14 protein-coding genes are annotated in these 15,280 nt (G+C 51.2%); 8 read left to right on the forward strand and 6 right to left on the reverse strand.

What is annotated here, in order from left to right; translation table 11 throughout:
• Nucleotides 1-19 precede the first annotated feature (19 nt).
• From BLP55_RS01445 to BLP55_RS01475, 7 genes are all read left to right on the forward strand, one after another.
• Nucleotides 20-1,375 carry a glucoamylase family protein gene (locus BLP55_RS01445; protein ID WP_394331888.1) on the forward strand — a complete coding sequence of 452 codons (1,356 nt, stop codon included), beginning with the start codon at nt 20-22 and terminating at the stop codon, nt 1,373-1,375.
• Nucleotides 1,375-2,082, forward strand: a complete 708-nt coding sequence (locus tag BLP55_RS01450) for a carboxylesterase family protein (RefSeq protein WP_170826763.1) — start codon at nt 1,375-1,377, stop codon at nt 2,080-2,082. Before BLP55_RS01445 ends, BLP55_RS01450 begins: the two co-directional genes overlap by 1 nt.
• Nucleotides 2,079-4,367 (forward strand): beta-glucosidase BglX, encoded by a 2,289-nt coding sequence (gene bglX / locus BLP55_RS01455; protein WP_091140453.1) that lies wholly within the window; start codon nt 2,079-2,081, stop codon nt 4,365-4,367. The genes BLP55_RS01450 and bglX overlap by 4 nt, the downstream gene beginning before the upstream one ends.
• A 102-nt stretch (nt 4,368-4,469) precedes the next feature.
• Nucleotides 4,470-6,563, forward strand: coding sequence for a glycoside hydrolase family 97 protein (locus BLP55_RS01460; RefSeq protein ID WP_091140456.1), 2,094 nt, complete (start codon nt 4,470-4,472; stop codon nt 6,561-6,563).
• 86 nt (nt 6,564-6,649) lie between these two features.
• Nucleotides 6,650-8,410 (forward strand): discoidin domain-containing protein, encoded by a 1,761-nt coding sequence (locus BLP55_RS01465; protein ID WP_091140458.1) that lies wholly within the window; start codon nt 6,650-6,652, stop codon nt 8,408-8,410.
• Between the two features lie 138 nt (nt 8,411-8,548).
• Nucleotides 8,549-9,985, forward strand: a complete 1,437-nt coding sequence (locus tag BLP55_RS01470; RefSeq protein ID WP_091140460.1) for an MFS transporter — start codon at nt 8,549-8,551, stop codon at nt 9,983-9,985.
• Between the two features lie 92 nt (nt 9,986-10,077).
• A complete protein-coding gene (locus BLP55_RS01475; RefSeq protein WP_091140463.1) occupies nt 10,078-11,448 on the forward strand; it encodes a M28 family peptidase in 1,371 nt (456 codons plus the stop codon).
• Nucleotides 11,449-11,473: 25 nt separating this feature from the next.
• Here the strand turns inward: BLP55_RS01475 and BLP55_RS01480 are convergent, their stop codons facing one another.
• A complete protein-coding gene (locus tag BLP55_RS01480) occupies nt 11,474-11,731 on the reverse strand; it encodes a hypothetical protein (RefSeq protein WP_091140465.1) in 258 nt (85 codons plus the stop codon).
• 328 nt (nt 11,732-12,059) lie between these two features.
• Here BLP55_RS01480 and BLP55_RS01485 point away from each other — a divergent pair, with 328 nt between their 5' ends.
• Complete coding sequence (locus tag BLP55_RS01485) at nt 12,060-12,440, forward strand: hypothetical protein (protein WP_091140468.1); 381 nt, start codon at nt 12,060-12,062, stop codon at nt 12,438-12,440.
• Between the two features lie 32 nt (nt 12,441-12,472).
• On the opposite strand, the gene kdsA is transcribed toward BLP55_RS01485, so the two are convergent.
• The 5 genes from kdsA to BLP55_RS01510 all read right to left on the reverse strand — a co-directional run bounded on the left by kdsA (nt 12,473) and on the right by BLP55_RS01510 (nt 15,178).
• Nucleotides 12,473-13,291 carry a 3-deoxy-8-phosphooctulonate synthase gene (gene kdsA / locus BLP55_RS01490; RefSeq protein ID WP_091140470.1) on the reverse strand — a complete coding sequence of 273 codons (819 nt, stop codon included), beginning with the start codon at nt 13,289-13,291 and terminating at the stop codon, nt 12,473-12,475.
• A 74-nt stretch (nt 13,292-13,365) separates the two neighbouring features.
• The gene (locus BLP55_RS01495; protein WP_091140473.1) at nt 13,366-13,815 is read right to left on the reverse strand and encodes a 2-dehydro-3-deoxyphosphooctonate aldolase; all 450 of its coding nucleotides are present in this window, start codon (nt 13,813-13,815) and stop codon (nt 13,366-13,368) included.
• Nucleotides 13,812-14,300, reverse strand: a complete 489-nt coding sequence (locus BLP55_RS01500; RefSeq protein ID WP_139149558.1) for a DUF4199 domain-containing protein — start codon at nt 14,298-14,300, stop codon at nt 13,812-13,814. The genes BLP55_RS01495 and BLP55_RS01500 overlap by 4 nt, the downstream gene beginning before the upstream one ends.
• Nucleotides 14,301-14,609: 309 nt before the next feature.
• On the reverse strand, nt 14,610-14,954 hold the full coding sequence (locus BLP55_RS01505) for a DUF5615 family PIN-like protein (protein WP_091140478.1): 345 nt from the start codon (nt 14,952-14,954) through the stop codon (nt 14,610-14,612).
• Nucleotides 14,951-15,178 (reverse strand): DUF433 domain-containing protein, encoded by a 228-nt coding sequence (locus BLP55_RS01510; protein ID WP_091140480.1) that lies wholly within the window; start codon nt 15,176-15,178, stop codon nt 14,951-14,953. The genes BLP55_RS01505 and BLP55_RS01510 overlap by 4 nt, the downstream gene beginning before the upstream one ends.
• Between the last annotated feature and the right edge of the window lie 102 nt (nt 15,179-15,280).

Consider the following 15,280-nt stretch of genomic DNA (forward strand, 5'->3'; position numbering starts at 1 on the left):
ACTAAAAATAATAGCGCTGTTGCCATTTGTTTTTTCGTGTTCGAGTTCATGCGATTCAAAAAATGAAGATGCAATCCAGCCTACCCCCACTTTACCCGACGAGCAGTTTACCGACGAGCAGTTGCTTGATATGGTCCAAAAAGATGCGTTAAAATACTTTTGGGACTATGCCGAACCCAATTCAAAATTGGCCCGGGAACGTTACCACGTCGACAATCCATCTTTGGACGCCAATATAGTAACCAGTGGTGGAGCTGGATTTGGCTTGATGACCATCATTGTGGGCGTCGAAAGAGGCTTCGTTGGTCGAGATGAAGCGGTATCGCGTATGGCTACGGCACTAGGTTTTCTTGAAAATGCAGACCGGTTTCATGGGGCGTGGTCGCATTGGATTGATGGCACTACAGGACATGTGGTTCCATTTGGCAACGACGACGATGGCGGAGATTTGGTCGAGACATCATTCTTATGTCAGGCGCTTATCTGCGTGCGCGAATATTTCAAGGACGGTACGGCCGCCGAGCAAGCACTTGCCCAAAAAGCAGACATGCTTTGGAAGGGCGTCGACTGGACTTGGTATACAAGAGGCGGACAGAATGTGCTTTATTGGCATTGGTCGCCCAACTATGAATGGATCAAGAATTTCAAACTCGAAGGATATAATGAATGTTTGATTACCTACGTCATGGCTGCATCATCGCCTACACATCCGATCAGTACCGCTGCATATACCCAAGGATGGGCGCGCAACGGGGCAATCCAACACGGAGGTAGCCGTTACGGAATACCGGTTATTTTTAGCTACAACGGATCACCGGGCAATGTAGGGCCTATGTTTTGGGCGCACTATTCTTACCTCGGACTTAACCCAATTGGGCTTACCGACCAGTATGCAGATTATGGTCAACTTACACAAAACCACACCAAAATCATGTATGAATATTGCGTAGACAACCCCTACAACTGGAATGGCTATGGCGAAAACTGTTGGGGATTGACGGCGAGCTACACGCGCAACAGCAATGGGACCGTTGGCTATACCGCCCATTCGCCAACCAACGACAGCAAAGGGGTCATTACGCCTACGGCTGCGCTTTCTTCGTTTCCTTATTTTCCCGAGGCCTGTATGAAGGCTTTGCGACATTTTTATCAAGACAAGAAAGACGTTTTGATAGGACCGGCCGGACCATACGATGCATTTTCGCCGCACTATGATTGGGTTACCAAGCGCTACTTGGCTATCGATCAGGGAACAATTGCCCCGATGATCGAAAATTATAGGACGGGCTTGCTATGGGACCTGTTCATGAACGCGCCGGAGGTCAAGGCAGGTTTGCAAAATTTAGGGTTTAATTCTTCAACATACAATTTTTGATGACTAGATTGTTTTGGTTGTTTTTTATGTTCCCTTTTTTGGTTTGGTCGCAAACCGAAACGAAAGGGAAATTCTCGACAGAGATAGCCTACAAAAAAAACTACGGGTACGTCTTGCAAAGCCCCGAAAACAAAAAAGACAAAAAGCCGCTGATCGTCTTCCTGCATGGGTCGGGCGAAAAGGGCTCCGATTTAGAAAAGGTCAAGGTGCACGGGCCGCTCAAGTATGCCAAGACGCATCCAATCGATGCCTACCTACTGGCCCCGCAATGTCCCGACGGCGACTATTGGGATGCCGAAGCGTTGCACCGCTTGGTCCAAAAAATAGTGAAAGACAACAACATCGATCCCGCGCGCATTTACCTGACGGGACTCAGCATGGGCGGATGGGGTGCCTGGAACCTTGCGATCGCGCATCCCGAAACGTTCGCGGCGTTGGTGCCGATTTGCGGTTTCGTCGACCGCGTGCCGATGATCGAAAACTGCAAGCTCGGGCGTTTACCGATCCGTGTATTCCACGGATTGCTCGACGATGTGGTGACGGTGGATTATTCGACCAACATTTATAAGAAATTAAAGGCCTGTCCCGAATCGCAGGTCGAGCTGACCATATTTGACGATGCCAACCACGACAGTTGGACACGTGTGTACGACACCCCGGAGATTTACGAATGGATGCTCAAACAAACCAAACCAAACACCCGATGAAAAAAATAGTCCTTGTTGTTTTGCTGCTTACCGGCGTTGTGTCGTTCGCGCAAAAGAAAGACAAAAAAACACTCAAGCCCAAAGCCGAATTCGTAAACGAGCTGTTGTCTAAAATGACACTCGAAGAGAAAATCGGCCAGCTCAACCTGCCTACCTCGGGCGACATCACGACCGGGCAATCGGGCAGTTGGGATATTTCGAAAAAGATCGAAGAAGGTAAGGTAGGCGGGCTCTTCAACATCAAGGGCGTACAAAAAATCGCGCAGGTACAAAAACTGGCCGTCGAGAAGAGCCGGCTCAAGATTCCGCTCGTTTTTGCGATGGACGTCATCCACGGGTACGAAACCGTGTTCCCGATACCGTTGGGGCTTTCGTGCAGTTGGGACCCCAAGCTGATCGAACAATCGGCGCGTATCGCTGCGCAAGAAGCCACCGCGGCGGGCATCAACTGGACGTTTTCGCCCATGGTCGATTTGTCGCGCGAGCCGCGTTGGGGCCGTGTCGCCGAAGGATCGGGCGAAGATCCGTACCTGAACAGTCGTATCGCCGAGGCCATGGTCAAGGGTTACCAGCAAGACGATTTGTCGAAAACCACGAGCATGCTCGCCTGCGTTAAGCATTTCGCGTTGTACGGCGCATCCGAAGCGGGCCGCGACTACAATACCGTGGACATGAGCCGCATCAGGATGTACAACGAATACTTCCCACCGTACAAAGCCGCCATCGATGCGGGTGCGGGTTCGGTGATGGCATCGTTCAACGAAATCGACGGCATTCCGGCCACGGGCAACAAATGGTTGCTCACCGACGTGCTGCGCAACAAATGGGGCTTTAAGGGATTTGTTGTATCGGACTACACTGGCATCAGCGAGATGATCGATCACGGGATGGGCGATTTGCAAGCCGTGTCGGCGCTTGCGCTCAACGCGGGCAACCACATGGACATGGTGAGCGAGGGCTACCTGACCACGCTCCAAAAATCGCTAAGCGAAGGCAAGATCACGATGGCGCAAATCGACAACGCCGCGCGACTGATCCTCGAAGCCAAATACGACCTCGGGCTGTTTGCCGATCCGTACAAGAACTGCGACGAAAAACGCGCCAACACCGAGATATTCACCCAAACCAACCGCGACATCGCGCGCAAGACCGCTGCGCAATCGTTTGTCTTGCTCAAGAACGACAAGCAAACGTTGCCCATCAAGAAAACCGGCACCATTGCGGTGATCGGGCCGCTGGCCGAAGCCAAGGAAAACATGGGCGGTACGTGGAGCGTGGCTGGTAAATTCGAAACTTCGGTTTCGTTGGTAGCGGGAATGAAGACGGTGGCGCCCAAAGCCAAAATCGTGTACGCCAAGGGCAGTAACCTCGATTACGACGCCACGTTCGAAACCAACGCTACCATGTTCGGCAAGACGCTGCACCGCGACAACCGCACCGACAAACAACTTTTGGACGAAGCGCTGCAGGTGGCTTCGCAAGCCGATGTGATTGTAGCGGCCATCGGCGAGTCGGCGGAAATGTCGGGCGAGAGCAGCAGCCGTACCAACATCGAGATCCCGCAAGCGCAAAAAGATTTGTTGCACGCGCTCGTCAAGACGGGCAAGCCGGTTGTTGTCGTGTTGTTCAACGGTCGTCCGCTGGTGCTGGTTGATGAGGAAAAATCGGTTCCGGCCATTTTGGATGTTTGGTTTGCCGGTTCCGAAGCGGGACTCGCCATTGCCGATGTGTTGTTCGGCGACGTCAATCCGTCGGGTAAACTCACAATGACGTTCCCGAGAAGCGTCGGCCAAATCCCGATCTATTACAACCACAAAAACACAGGCCGTCCGCTTGGAAACAAAGACGGCAAGTTCGAGAAATTCAAGACCAATTACCTCGACGAGCGCAACGAGCCGTTGTTCCCGTTCGGGTTTGGCTTGAGCTATACGACGTTCGCTTACGGCAACCTCAAGGTGTCGGCACCCAAAATCAATACGCGTGAAAAAGTGACCGTTTCGGTAGAAGTATCGAACACGGGAAGCGTCGATGGCGCCGAAGTGGTGCAGTTGTATGTACGCGATCTCGTGGGTTCGGTGACACGTCCGGTGCGCGAGCTCAAAGGATTCGAAAAAGTGTTCCTCAAAAAAGGCGAAAAGAAAACGGTCGCGTTCGAACTTTCGGCCGCCGACCTGTCTTACTACGACAACGACATGAACAACATTGTGGAGCCCGGCCAGTTTACTGTTTTCGTGGGCGGAAGTTCCCAAGCCGAATTGCAACAGAATTTTGAGTTAGTTAAATAATTGAGTTTCATGTTTTTGTTTAAGTGACCCTTCGGCACCCAATTGCCGAAGGGTTTTTTACAAAGCCACAGATTGACTAACTTTGGATACAAATATTGGAATATGAAAAAACTTATTTTAGCCGCCATGCTGGGCGTTTCGATGTGGTGCCACGGACAATCGGTTTCGTCGCCGTCCAAGGAGATTACGCTCGATTTTAAACTGATCGACGGAAAACCAACCTATGCCGTCATGTTCAAAGGCAACCCGATTGTCAAGACGAGCGAACTGGGTATCAAGCTCAAGAGCGGCGGCGATTTGACGTCGGGTTTTGCCATCGACAGCGTGGGACGGTTTTTGGTCAACGAATCGTGGAAACCGGTATTGGGCGAACAATCGACCATCGTCAACCATTACAACCAGCTTACGGTGGCGCTCTCGCAGCCCACCGGCGGACGTCGTCTTAATTTGGTGTTCCGCGTGTTCGACGAGGGTGTGGCGTTCCGGTATGAGTTTCCGCGACAGCCCAAGCTCAACTATTTCATCGTCACCGACGAGGTCACGCAATTCAACCTGACGGGCGACCACAAAGCCTTTTGGATTCCGGGCGATTACGACAGTCAGGAATATGTGTACACCGAGACCCCGCTGTCGGGCATCGACAACCAAAAGGTCGACATGAACAACGGCATCGCGATGAAGTCGCTCAATTCGCGTTACCGCGTGCAGGCGCCGCTCATGATGAAATCGGCGGGCGGATTGTATGTCAATATCTTCGAGGCCGCCGTTGTCGATTATCCGGTCATGCACCTGGATGTCGACACCAAGCAATTCAGGCTTACCGCGCATTTGACACCGGGCGCACTCGGCGACAAGGCCTATCTGCAGGCACCATGCCATACGCCTTGGCGCACCGTGATGGTCAGCGATGACGCGCGTGACATTGTCGCATCTAAAATGATCCTGAACCTTAACGAACCCAGCAAGATCGACGACACCTCGTGGATCAAGCCGATGAAGTACGTGGGCGTTTGGTGGGAAATGCACGTGGGCAAATCGACGTGGGATTACGCGGGATCGCAAAACGCGCAAAACAACCAAACCGGCGAACTGATCGCGTCGGGCAAACACGGCGCCACCACCGAAAACACCAAGCGCTACATCGACTTTGCCGCCAAGCACGGTTTCGACGGTGTGCTCGTCGAGGGCTGGAACGTGGGCTGGGAGGATTGGTTCAACAACTGGAAGGAGGATGTGTTCGATTTTACGACGCCGTATCCCGATTTCGATCTCAAGGCCGTCAACGATTACGCCAAGTCGAAAAACATCAAGATGATCATGCACCACGAAACCTCGGGTTCGGTGGGCAATTACGAAAGACACATGGACCGCGCGTTCGATTTGATGAAACGCTACGGTTATCCGGCGCTCAAGTCGGGTTATGTGGGTCGCATCATCCCGAGGGGCGAATTCCACGACGGACAGGCCATGGTGCGCCATTTCAATTTTGCCGCGCGCCGTGCCGCCGATTACAAACTGATGGTCAATTCGCACGAATCGGTGCGTCCGACGGGCTACCACAGGACCTATCCGAACTACATCGCCGCCGAGGCCGCGCGCGGCAACGAGTTCAACGCCTGGAGCACGGGCAACAACCCAATGCACGAGACGATCTTGCCGTTTACGCGTTTGCTCGGTGGCCCGATGGATTACACGCCTGGTGTTTTCGAAATCAAGATGAGCGCTTACGATCCGACCAAGAAAGAACAAGTGCACACGACGTTGGCCAAGCAGTTGGCGCTGTACGTGACCATGTATTCTCCGTTGCAGATGGCTGCCGATTTACCCGAAAATTACGAGAAGCATCCCGATGCGTTCCAGTTCATCAAGGATGTCGAACTCGATTGGGACGACAGCAAATACCTCGAAGCCGAACCGGGCGATTATTTGACGGTCGTGCGCAAAACCAAAGGCAAAGACACTTGGTTCCTGGGCGCGGTCACCGATGAAGACGCCAGGAAATCCACCATCGCACTCGACTTCCTACCGAAAGGCCAAAAATTCCTAGCGACCATTTACGGAGATGCACCCGATGCGCATTGGGAGAAAAATCCGAAGGCCTACAAGATTAGGAAGATCGAGGTGACGTCAAAATCCAAGATCGATCTTAATCTTGCCGCAGGTGGCGGAACCGCTATTAGTTTTGAACCAAAATAGATCGCTTTGCTACAGGACCGCTGACGCTGCAAGAGTCAAGACCGCTACGCTCCAAGATGACAAGCTATAACTGTAAAAACATTTCCATGAGATGTAAAATTCTTTTTTTTGCAATAATCGTTGCTTTGGCGGTAAACGTTCAAGCGCAGCAGAAAACCTATTGCAACCCCATCAACATCGACTATGGCTATTGTCCGATCCCGAATTTCGTGACCCAGGGCAAACACCGCGCGACGGCCGATCCGGTCATTACGTTTTTCAAGGGCGAATATTATCTTTTTTCAACGAACCAGTGGGGGTATTGGCATTCGAAGGACATGCTCGACTGGAAGTTCATCCCACGAAAGTTCCTGCGCCCCGAGCACAAGGTGTATGATGAATTGTGTGCCCCGTCGTTGTCGTTTGTCAACGATACGCTCATCGTGGTGGGTTCTACGCACGGCAAGGAGTTTCCGATTTGGATGAGTACGAATCCGTCGACCGATGATTGGAAGGAACTCGTCCACAAATCGCAGGCAGGTGCATGGGATCCGCAGATTTTTTGGGACAAGGAAAAAGACGAATTGTGGGAATACTACGGTTCGAGCAATGCCTATCCGCTGCATGTGGTCAAACTCAACCGCAAGACGTTCCAGCCCGAGGGCGAAGTGTACGGCATTCTTGAACTCAACGACCACGAACACGGCTGGGAGCGGTTTGGCGAAAACAACGACAACACGTTTTTGCAACCGTTCACCGAAGGCGCGTTCATGACCAAATACCAAAACAAATACTATCTGCAGTATGGCGCGCCCGGCACCGAATTCAGTGGCTATGCCGATGGGGTTTACGTTGGCAGCACGCCTACCGGGCCGTTCGAATACCAACTGCACAATCCGTTCTCGTACAAACCTGGCGGGTTCGCGCGCGGGGCGGGGCATGGGGCAACCTACCAGGATGCCAACGATGCCTACTGGCATACGTCGACCATTGGCGTGTGCGTCAAGAACAATTTCGAGCGCCGCATCGGGATTTGGCCTGCAGGGTTCGACAAGGACGGCGTGATGTATTCGAATACGGCCTATGGCGACTATCCGACGTTTTTGCCGTCGCAGCAAAAGGACCATGGCGCGGCGAGTTTTGCGGGATGGATGCTGCTCAACTACAACAAACCCGTACAGGTGTCGTCTACGCTGGGCGGATTCCAGCCCAACTATGCGGTGAACGAAGATATCAAGACCTATTGGTCGGCCAAGACGGGCAACAAAGGCGAATACCTGGTTTCTGATCTGGGCGAGAAAAGTACGATCCACGCGATCCAGATCAATTATGCCGACCAGGATGCCGAATTTATGGGCAAACCCGATAGAACGCCCGGTCACCAATACATCCTCTACATTTCGAACGACGGTAAGAACTGGAAGCAACTCGTCGACCGATCAAAAAGCACCAAGGACGTGCCGCACGAATACATCGAACTTAGCAATCCGGCTTCGGCGCGTTATGTCAAGCTCGAGAACATCGGCATGCCGACGGGTAAATTTGCGGTGTCGGGATTCCGGATTTTCGGCAAGGCCAATGGTGACAAACCCGCGGCGGTCAAGAATTTCGTGCCGTTGCGCACCGACAAAAAGAAAGAAGGCGAGCGCCGCAACGTATGGCTCAAATGGCAGCAGGAGCCGTCGGCCGATGGCTACGTGATTTACTTTGGCAAGTCGCCCGACAAACTGTACGGTTCGATCATGGTGTACGGCAAGACCGAATATTATTTCAACGGGCTCGACCGATCGGACACCTATTATTTCCAGATCGAAGCGTTCAATGCGAGCGGTATCGGACCCAAATCGGATGTTAAAAAATGTGAATAATACACTTTTCGCAAACGTTGTAATTCGTTAAAAAATGCGGTCCTGAAATCGATTTCGTTGATAAGTTCGCGCGGTGTGTCGACCGTCAGTTTGTATATCGACGTATATTTAAACCCATAACCAAACCAATAACCATTTATGAGTTCAGAAAATATCCAAACCCGGTGGGCACAATTCATCCCGTTGGTCACCGTATTCTTCTTTTGGGGATTCGTCGCGGCCAGCAACGACATCCTGATTCCCGTTTTCAAAAAAGCGTTCGATCTCTCGCAAGGGCAGAGCCAGTTGGTGTCGGTCGCGTTTTATGTGGCGTACACCGTAGGCTCGTTGCTGTACATGCTCATTTCGTATTTGAGCAAGGGCGACATCATCAACCGCATCGGCTACAAGAATGCACTGGCTTGCGGGCTCGTGATTTCGGCGCTCGGGACACTTTTGTTTTATCCCGCGGCCAACAGCGGCTCGTTTGAACTGATGCTTTCGGGCTTGTTCATCGTAGGCCTTGGCTTTTCGTTGCAACAAACCGTAGCCAACCCGTTGGCCATTGCGCTCGGCCCTGTATCGACGGGTTCACAGCGTTTGACGTTGGCAGGCGGTATCAACAACTTCGGCACGACCATCGGCCCATTGATCGTGAGCTACGCCATTTTCGGATCGTCTACATCGGGCAGTACCGACGTGAGCATCGAAAGTGTCAAGGTGCCCTATTTGATCTTGGGCGCGGCATTCATCGTTGTAGCGGTATTGCTCAAAATGTCGGCCATCCCGAACCGCCCGAACGTGGGCGATGTGGTAGAAGACGAGGTAACCCCGGCGACCAAATCGGCGCTCAAGTACCCGCAATTGGTTTTGGGGATGATCGCCATTTTCATCTATGTAGGGGTCGAAGTGTCTACGGCGAGTAACCTGCCTGCGTATATGGAAACCAACCTCGGGTTCGAGACCAAGGACATCGCGCCTTATGTTTCGTTGTATTGGGCCAGTTTGATGATTGGCCGTTGGACGGGTGCCGTTGAAGCATTCAGCGTGAGCAAATCGGCCGAGAAAATCTTGAAACTGATCGCGCCGTATTTGGCCTTTGGTGTATTTTTGCTTGTCAACTGGATCGCCGACCACGACCTGGCGCCGTTTTACATCTACGCGCTGTTGATCCTGGTATTGATCATAGCCGATATCGCCAGTAAGGGAAGTCCTGCGCGCATGTTGCTTATTTTCTCGTTCCTCGGGATAGTGGCCACGTTGATCGGGATGACCACGACAGGAATGGTGAGCGTTTACGCTTTGACCAGCGTCGGATTGTTCTGCAGTACGCTGTGGCCATGTATCTTTACGCTCGCGATCGCCGGACTCGGCAAAGCGACCAACCAAGGCAGTAACTTTTTGATCATGATGATCATGGGCGGCGGTATCGTTAGCTGGTTGCAAGGTGCGGTGGCCGATGCGACCGACATCCAATTCAGTTACATCGTAGGGATCGTTTGTTTTGCATACCTCGCGTTCTACGCATGGCGCGTGAGCGGCATCCTGCGCGCGCAAGGCATCGACTTCGATAAAAAAGCCGATGTGGCGCACTAAAATTTTCGATCGATAAAATCAAACCCGAACCAGTTTCGGGTTTTTTTATGCCCGATATTCGCGTACATTTGGGTTTAAAATTCCAGATCCCCATGAAGAAGTTTTTGCTCCTTATGCTTATGTTCCCGTTGCTGTCGACGGCCCAAACCGATCACGAAAGCACGTTCAGGAAAATCTACGATTCGGCGCTTACGCAATCCAAATGCTACGCATGGCTCGACGATTTGTCCAACAAGATCGGCGCACGGCTTTCGGGCTCCGAGAATGCCGAAAAAGCGGTTTTGTACACCAAGACGCAAATGGAGCAATCGGGCTGTTTCGACAAGGTGTGGCTTCAGGAAGTCATGGTGCCCAAATGGGTGCGTGGCGAAAAAGAAACCGCGTTCATCCGCGACGGCAAAAAAAAGACGGCCGTACCGATTTGCGCGCTCGGCAGTTCGGTGGCCACGCCCAAGGTAGGGTTGGAGGCCGAAGTGGTCGAAGTCCATTCGATTGCAGAACTCGAGACGCTTGGCACGCAGCGACTAAAAGGGAAGATCGTTTTTTTTAACCGGCCTATGGACCCCAAGCACGTCGACACGTTCACGTCCTATGGCGGTTGCGTCGACCAACGCGGCAAGGGCGCGCGCGAGGCGGCCAAGTTTGGCGCGGTAGGGGTGATCGTGCGGTCGATGACGTTGCGTTTGGACGATTATCCGCACGCGGGCAACATGGGTTACGGCGATTTGCCGCGCGACCAGTACATCCCGGCGGCGGCCATCAGCACCAACGGCGCCGAGTTGCTTTCCAAGACGCTCAAGGCCAATCCCAAACTCAGGTTCTTTTTCAAGCAGTCCTGCGAAACGTTTCCCGACGTATTGTCGTACAATGTCATCGGCGAGATCACCGGGAGCACGCATCCCCAAAACATCATGGTCGTGGGCGGACACCTCGATTCGTGGGACATCGGCGACGGATCGCACGACGACGGTGCGGGCGTGGTACAAAGCATGGAGGTCGCCCATATTTTCAAGAACATCGGTTACCAACCGCAAAATACCCTGCGCGTGGTGTTGTTCATGAACGAGGAAAACGGCGGACGCGGCGGCGACCAATACCAGGCCGAAGCTGCGCGAAAAAAAGAGCACCACATCTTTGCGCTCGAAAGCGACTGCGGCGGTTTTAGCCCGCGTGGCTTTACGTTCGATGGAAGTGCGGCGCAACTCGAATGGGCCAAACAAACCCAGTCGTTGTTTGAGCCTTATCTCGTACACGTTTTCAAGAAAGGTTACGCGGGTGTCGACATTGCGCCGCTCAAATCGCCCAATTTGCTCAAGGCCGGATTCCGCCCCGATACGCAGCGGTATTTCGACCACCACCATGCGGCCACCGATACTTTTGCCGCGGTGAACAAACGCGAACTCGAGTTGGGCGCCGCTACCATGGCGGCATTGGTATACCTGGTCGACCAACAGGGCCAATAAAAAAGCCGTCGGTGGACGGCTTGGGTTATTTTTTGGGTTGGTTTTCTTTGTAGCGCATATCGGGCGTTCCGTCTTTCTTTAGTTTTTTGGACGACTTGTAGCGTTTGTCGGGCGTGCCGTCTTTCTTGAGCACGACCTTTTCGGTTTTGGTCGTTTTGACCGTCTTGCCGTCTTTTTTCTTGGTTACCGAGGTCTCGGTTTTTTTGGCCGCCTTGTTGTCTTGTGCGTGCGTGGCCAACGTGAACCCGAGCACGGCGATGAGCGCTAAAATGATCTTTCTCATGGGATACCGTTTTTGGTTATACCACTAATGTACAAAAATGTCGTGACCGCGAGTCTTTTTTTTTAAGTAATGTCCTAGAATATTGTGTAATTCGATTTTACCGCAAAGAACACAAAGTCTTCAATAGGCGAAAAGTACTTAAGTTCGCAAAGCTTAATTTCCGTAAGGAAATCTTTGGGTGCTTTGCGCCTTTGTGGTTAAATTTTTTTTACACACTATTTTGGGACAATGCTTTTTTTTAAAGCAAAAGAAATTACCGTTAAATCTTCGGTTTGGGCTTGTCGGGTTTTTACAAAAGTCTTATTTTAGAGACCCAATACCCATTACCATGAAGTGCTACGTACAAAACCTGGCCATGCTTTCGGCGGTGATTGCATTCGGCTGCCAGTCCAACAAAACGGAAATCCACCCAGAGGAAGTAAAAACACCGGCGGTATCGGCCAAAGGCACTTCCGATGCGCAAACCACTGCGGCCAAGGAAACCCAAACCATCGACGGGCTGGTTAAGGAAACCAACCATGGCAAGGACGGGTATACCGCCAAAATCGAAACCAACGACGGCAAGATCTTTTATGCCACGGTGAGCCGTGCCAACCTGAAAGACGCCAAACAATACCGCGATTTCAACGCCAACGAAATCGTCAAGCTCACCGGCGAAGTCTGGCGGCTCGAAGGCAAGGACCAGCTTACGGTTCGCGAAATCAACTAAAAAACAAAACCCGGACACTGCCGGGTTTTTTATTAGAATTTGTTGATCGTTTGTCTTATGGCGACCAGTCTTTGCATCAACCCTTCGAACAGGTCCAGGTGCAACATGTTCGCGCCGTCGCTTTTGGCGTTGGCCGGATCAAAATGCGTTTCGATAAAAATACCGTCTACGCCCACCGCAATGCCCGCTTTGGCTACGGTTTCGATCATGTCTGGACGACCGCCCGTCACGCCCGCCATTTGGTTGGGCTGTTGCAACGAGTGCGTCACATCGAGCACGGTGGTCGCATATTGCTGCATGGTCGGGATGCCGCGGTAATCGATGATCATGTCCTGGTAGCCGAACATGGTCCCACGGTCGGTAACCATGATGTTTTGGTTGTTGCAGTCGAGCACTTTCTGTACCGCGTGCTTCATGCTCTCGGGGCTCATGAACTGGCCTTTTTTGAGGTTGACGGTCTTGCCCGTATTGGCGGCGGCCACCACCAGATCGGTTTGGCGTACGAGGAATGCGGGAATCTGCAATACATCGACGTATTCGGCGGCCATGGGCGCGTCTTCGTTGGTGTGGATGTCGGTTACTGTAGGAATGTGGAACGTTTCGGACACCTTGCGTAAAATCTTGAGCGCTTTTTCGTCGCCGATGCCGCTAAAGCTGTCGATGCGCGAACGGTTGGCTTTTTTGAACGACCCCTTGAAAACATAAGGGATGGCAAGTTTGTCGGTGATGCCGACCAATTTGTCGGCGATGCGCAGGGCCATGTCTTCGCCTTCGATGGCGCAAGGCCCGGCCAATACAAAGAAATTGCCGCTATCGGTGTGTTTGATGTTTGGGATGTTGTTGATGTTCATCGGATTGCATTTAGACGCCGCAAAGATAGCCCTTTCAAGCGGTTTACGGCTGGGCGTTTAGAATAATTTATCGGTTACGGCTTTTTGAGCGTAAGCCCCACGGGTACCATCAATGCGCCCTTTTCGTGGATGTTGAAATACAGCCGGATAGGCGTCGGGTTGCCCTGCCACGTGATCTGGTAAATGTCGAGCAGTCCCACGCCCATGCTGTTGCGTTTGGTCGGGAACGGACAACACGTCTCTACTTTGTTGTACACCAGGTGTTCGCCGTTGGGCCCCGCCAGTGCATTCAGGAACCGCTGCTGGTTGATTTTGTCGTCTTTCGTGTTCAAATAGAACACATTGATCGGATAATCGGGATCGTAGCCATATTGGTTGTCCGGTGCCGTTTGCGTGATCACAAACGCGCCATCCTTGAGTTGGGGCGCCGGTGCGTTGTCGTCGACATTCTTGAGTGTCGACTTGGTGCTTACACACGATGCGGCCATAAAAGCCAGGGCAATCAAAACAAAACGTGATTTCATGGTTTTGGATTTTTGGTTTTAACGATGAGCGCCACAAGTGCCGATGTGAATACGCCCATCGACAACGATTCGGTGATGCTTTTTTTCATATACGCCTGGATGTTGAATTGTTCCAGTGCATGGGCTTCGGTAAAGCGGTTCTTGTCGACATAAAACCGGACCGCCTTGGCAAAGAATTCGGGCGAAATCAATTCGAAAATGGCCCACTGTGCTATGGGGCTCAGTACCGCGATGAACAACGACAGTACAATGCCCGAAACCGTTCCTTCTTTCCAAGACATTTGACCGCCATAGGTCTTTTGCTTTTTTTCGAGCAACGCCAAAACATAGATCCCGACTGCGGGCAAGGCAAACAGCATCGAGAAAATGGGTTGCGTCCCGATGTTGGTGTCGTGCATCCCGAACAATTTTTCGATACCCGCCCACAGTATCGTGGCGACGGTAAAAACAAAGGCCCAGCGGATTTCGATCAGGTAATTTTTCATGCGGTATTTTTTGCCCTTCAAATGTAGGCAGATTTATCGTAAGTCGAAAGACAAAAGACAAAAGACAAAAGACAAATGACAAAAGACAAATGACAAAGGACAAAGGACAAATGACAAAAGTCGAAAGACAAAGGACAAAGGACGGGGGGACGATTTTGATTGAGAACTTGGCGCATGACGTTGGGGCGTTGGACGCAGTTGCCGCAAAGTGAGCTGCGTTCAGGTTGCCAAGATGATGTTTCTTCATGAAGTAACTTCGGGCTATCGAAAAGGCCGCAAGCGCTTTAAAAGTGGTTGAGCGAAGATGTCTTACTTCTTAATCGTCAAAATTTCAAAACAGCCAAAACTAGGATTGTTTTCAAATTCCTGAATTTCTGAAAAGTGTATTTTTAGAATCTTGGCCAATTCCTCTGTCTTCAAATTACCAGTTCTGATCCAAATTATCTTTGGTGGAAATCCATAAAGTGAATTCAAATCATTGAAATCAGAATCTTGAGTTACGATAATGTAATTTGACTTCTTTGCGAATTCCCAAATTGTCTTGTCAGAACTGTCGATAAGATTTTCACTTTTAACCAAAGTAGAACCTGAAAATTCATCGGAAAGAATTTTAAGTATTCTATGAGAGATGTTTTGGTCAAAAAGCAATCTCATACAGCGATTTGATAGATTTTATTTTCTCTATCTGCGGCATAACTGAGCGCTGCATAAATATCTTCTTGGGTTAACTCATCAAAATCGGCAAGAATTTCTGGGATTGTCATTCCAGAAGCCAGCCAATTGAGAATATCGTTTACGCTAATTCTCATGCCTCTGATAGTGGGTTTCCCTCCACGCTTACCAGGTTCGATCGTAATTATTTCTTTATAATCTTTCATGAGAAATTTATTTTTGATAAATGTACGAATTTGGTTTGGATTTTCAATCGACGACAGGCTCTGGCATTTTCGCTCAACTTTAAACTTTAACCCTGAACCTTC

The organism is Flavobacterium caeni (assembly GCF_900101895.1).
In the GTDB taxonomy this organism is placed as follows: domain Bacteria; phylum Bacteroidota; class Bacteroidia; order Flavobacteriales; family Flavobacteriaceae; genus Flavobacterium; species Flavobacterium caeni.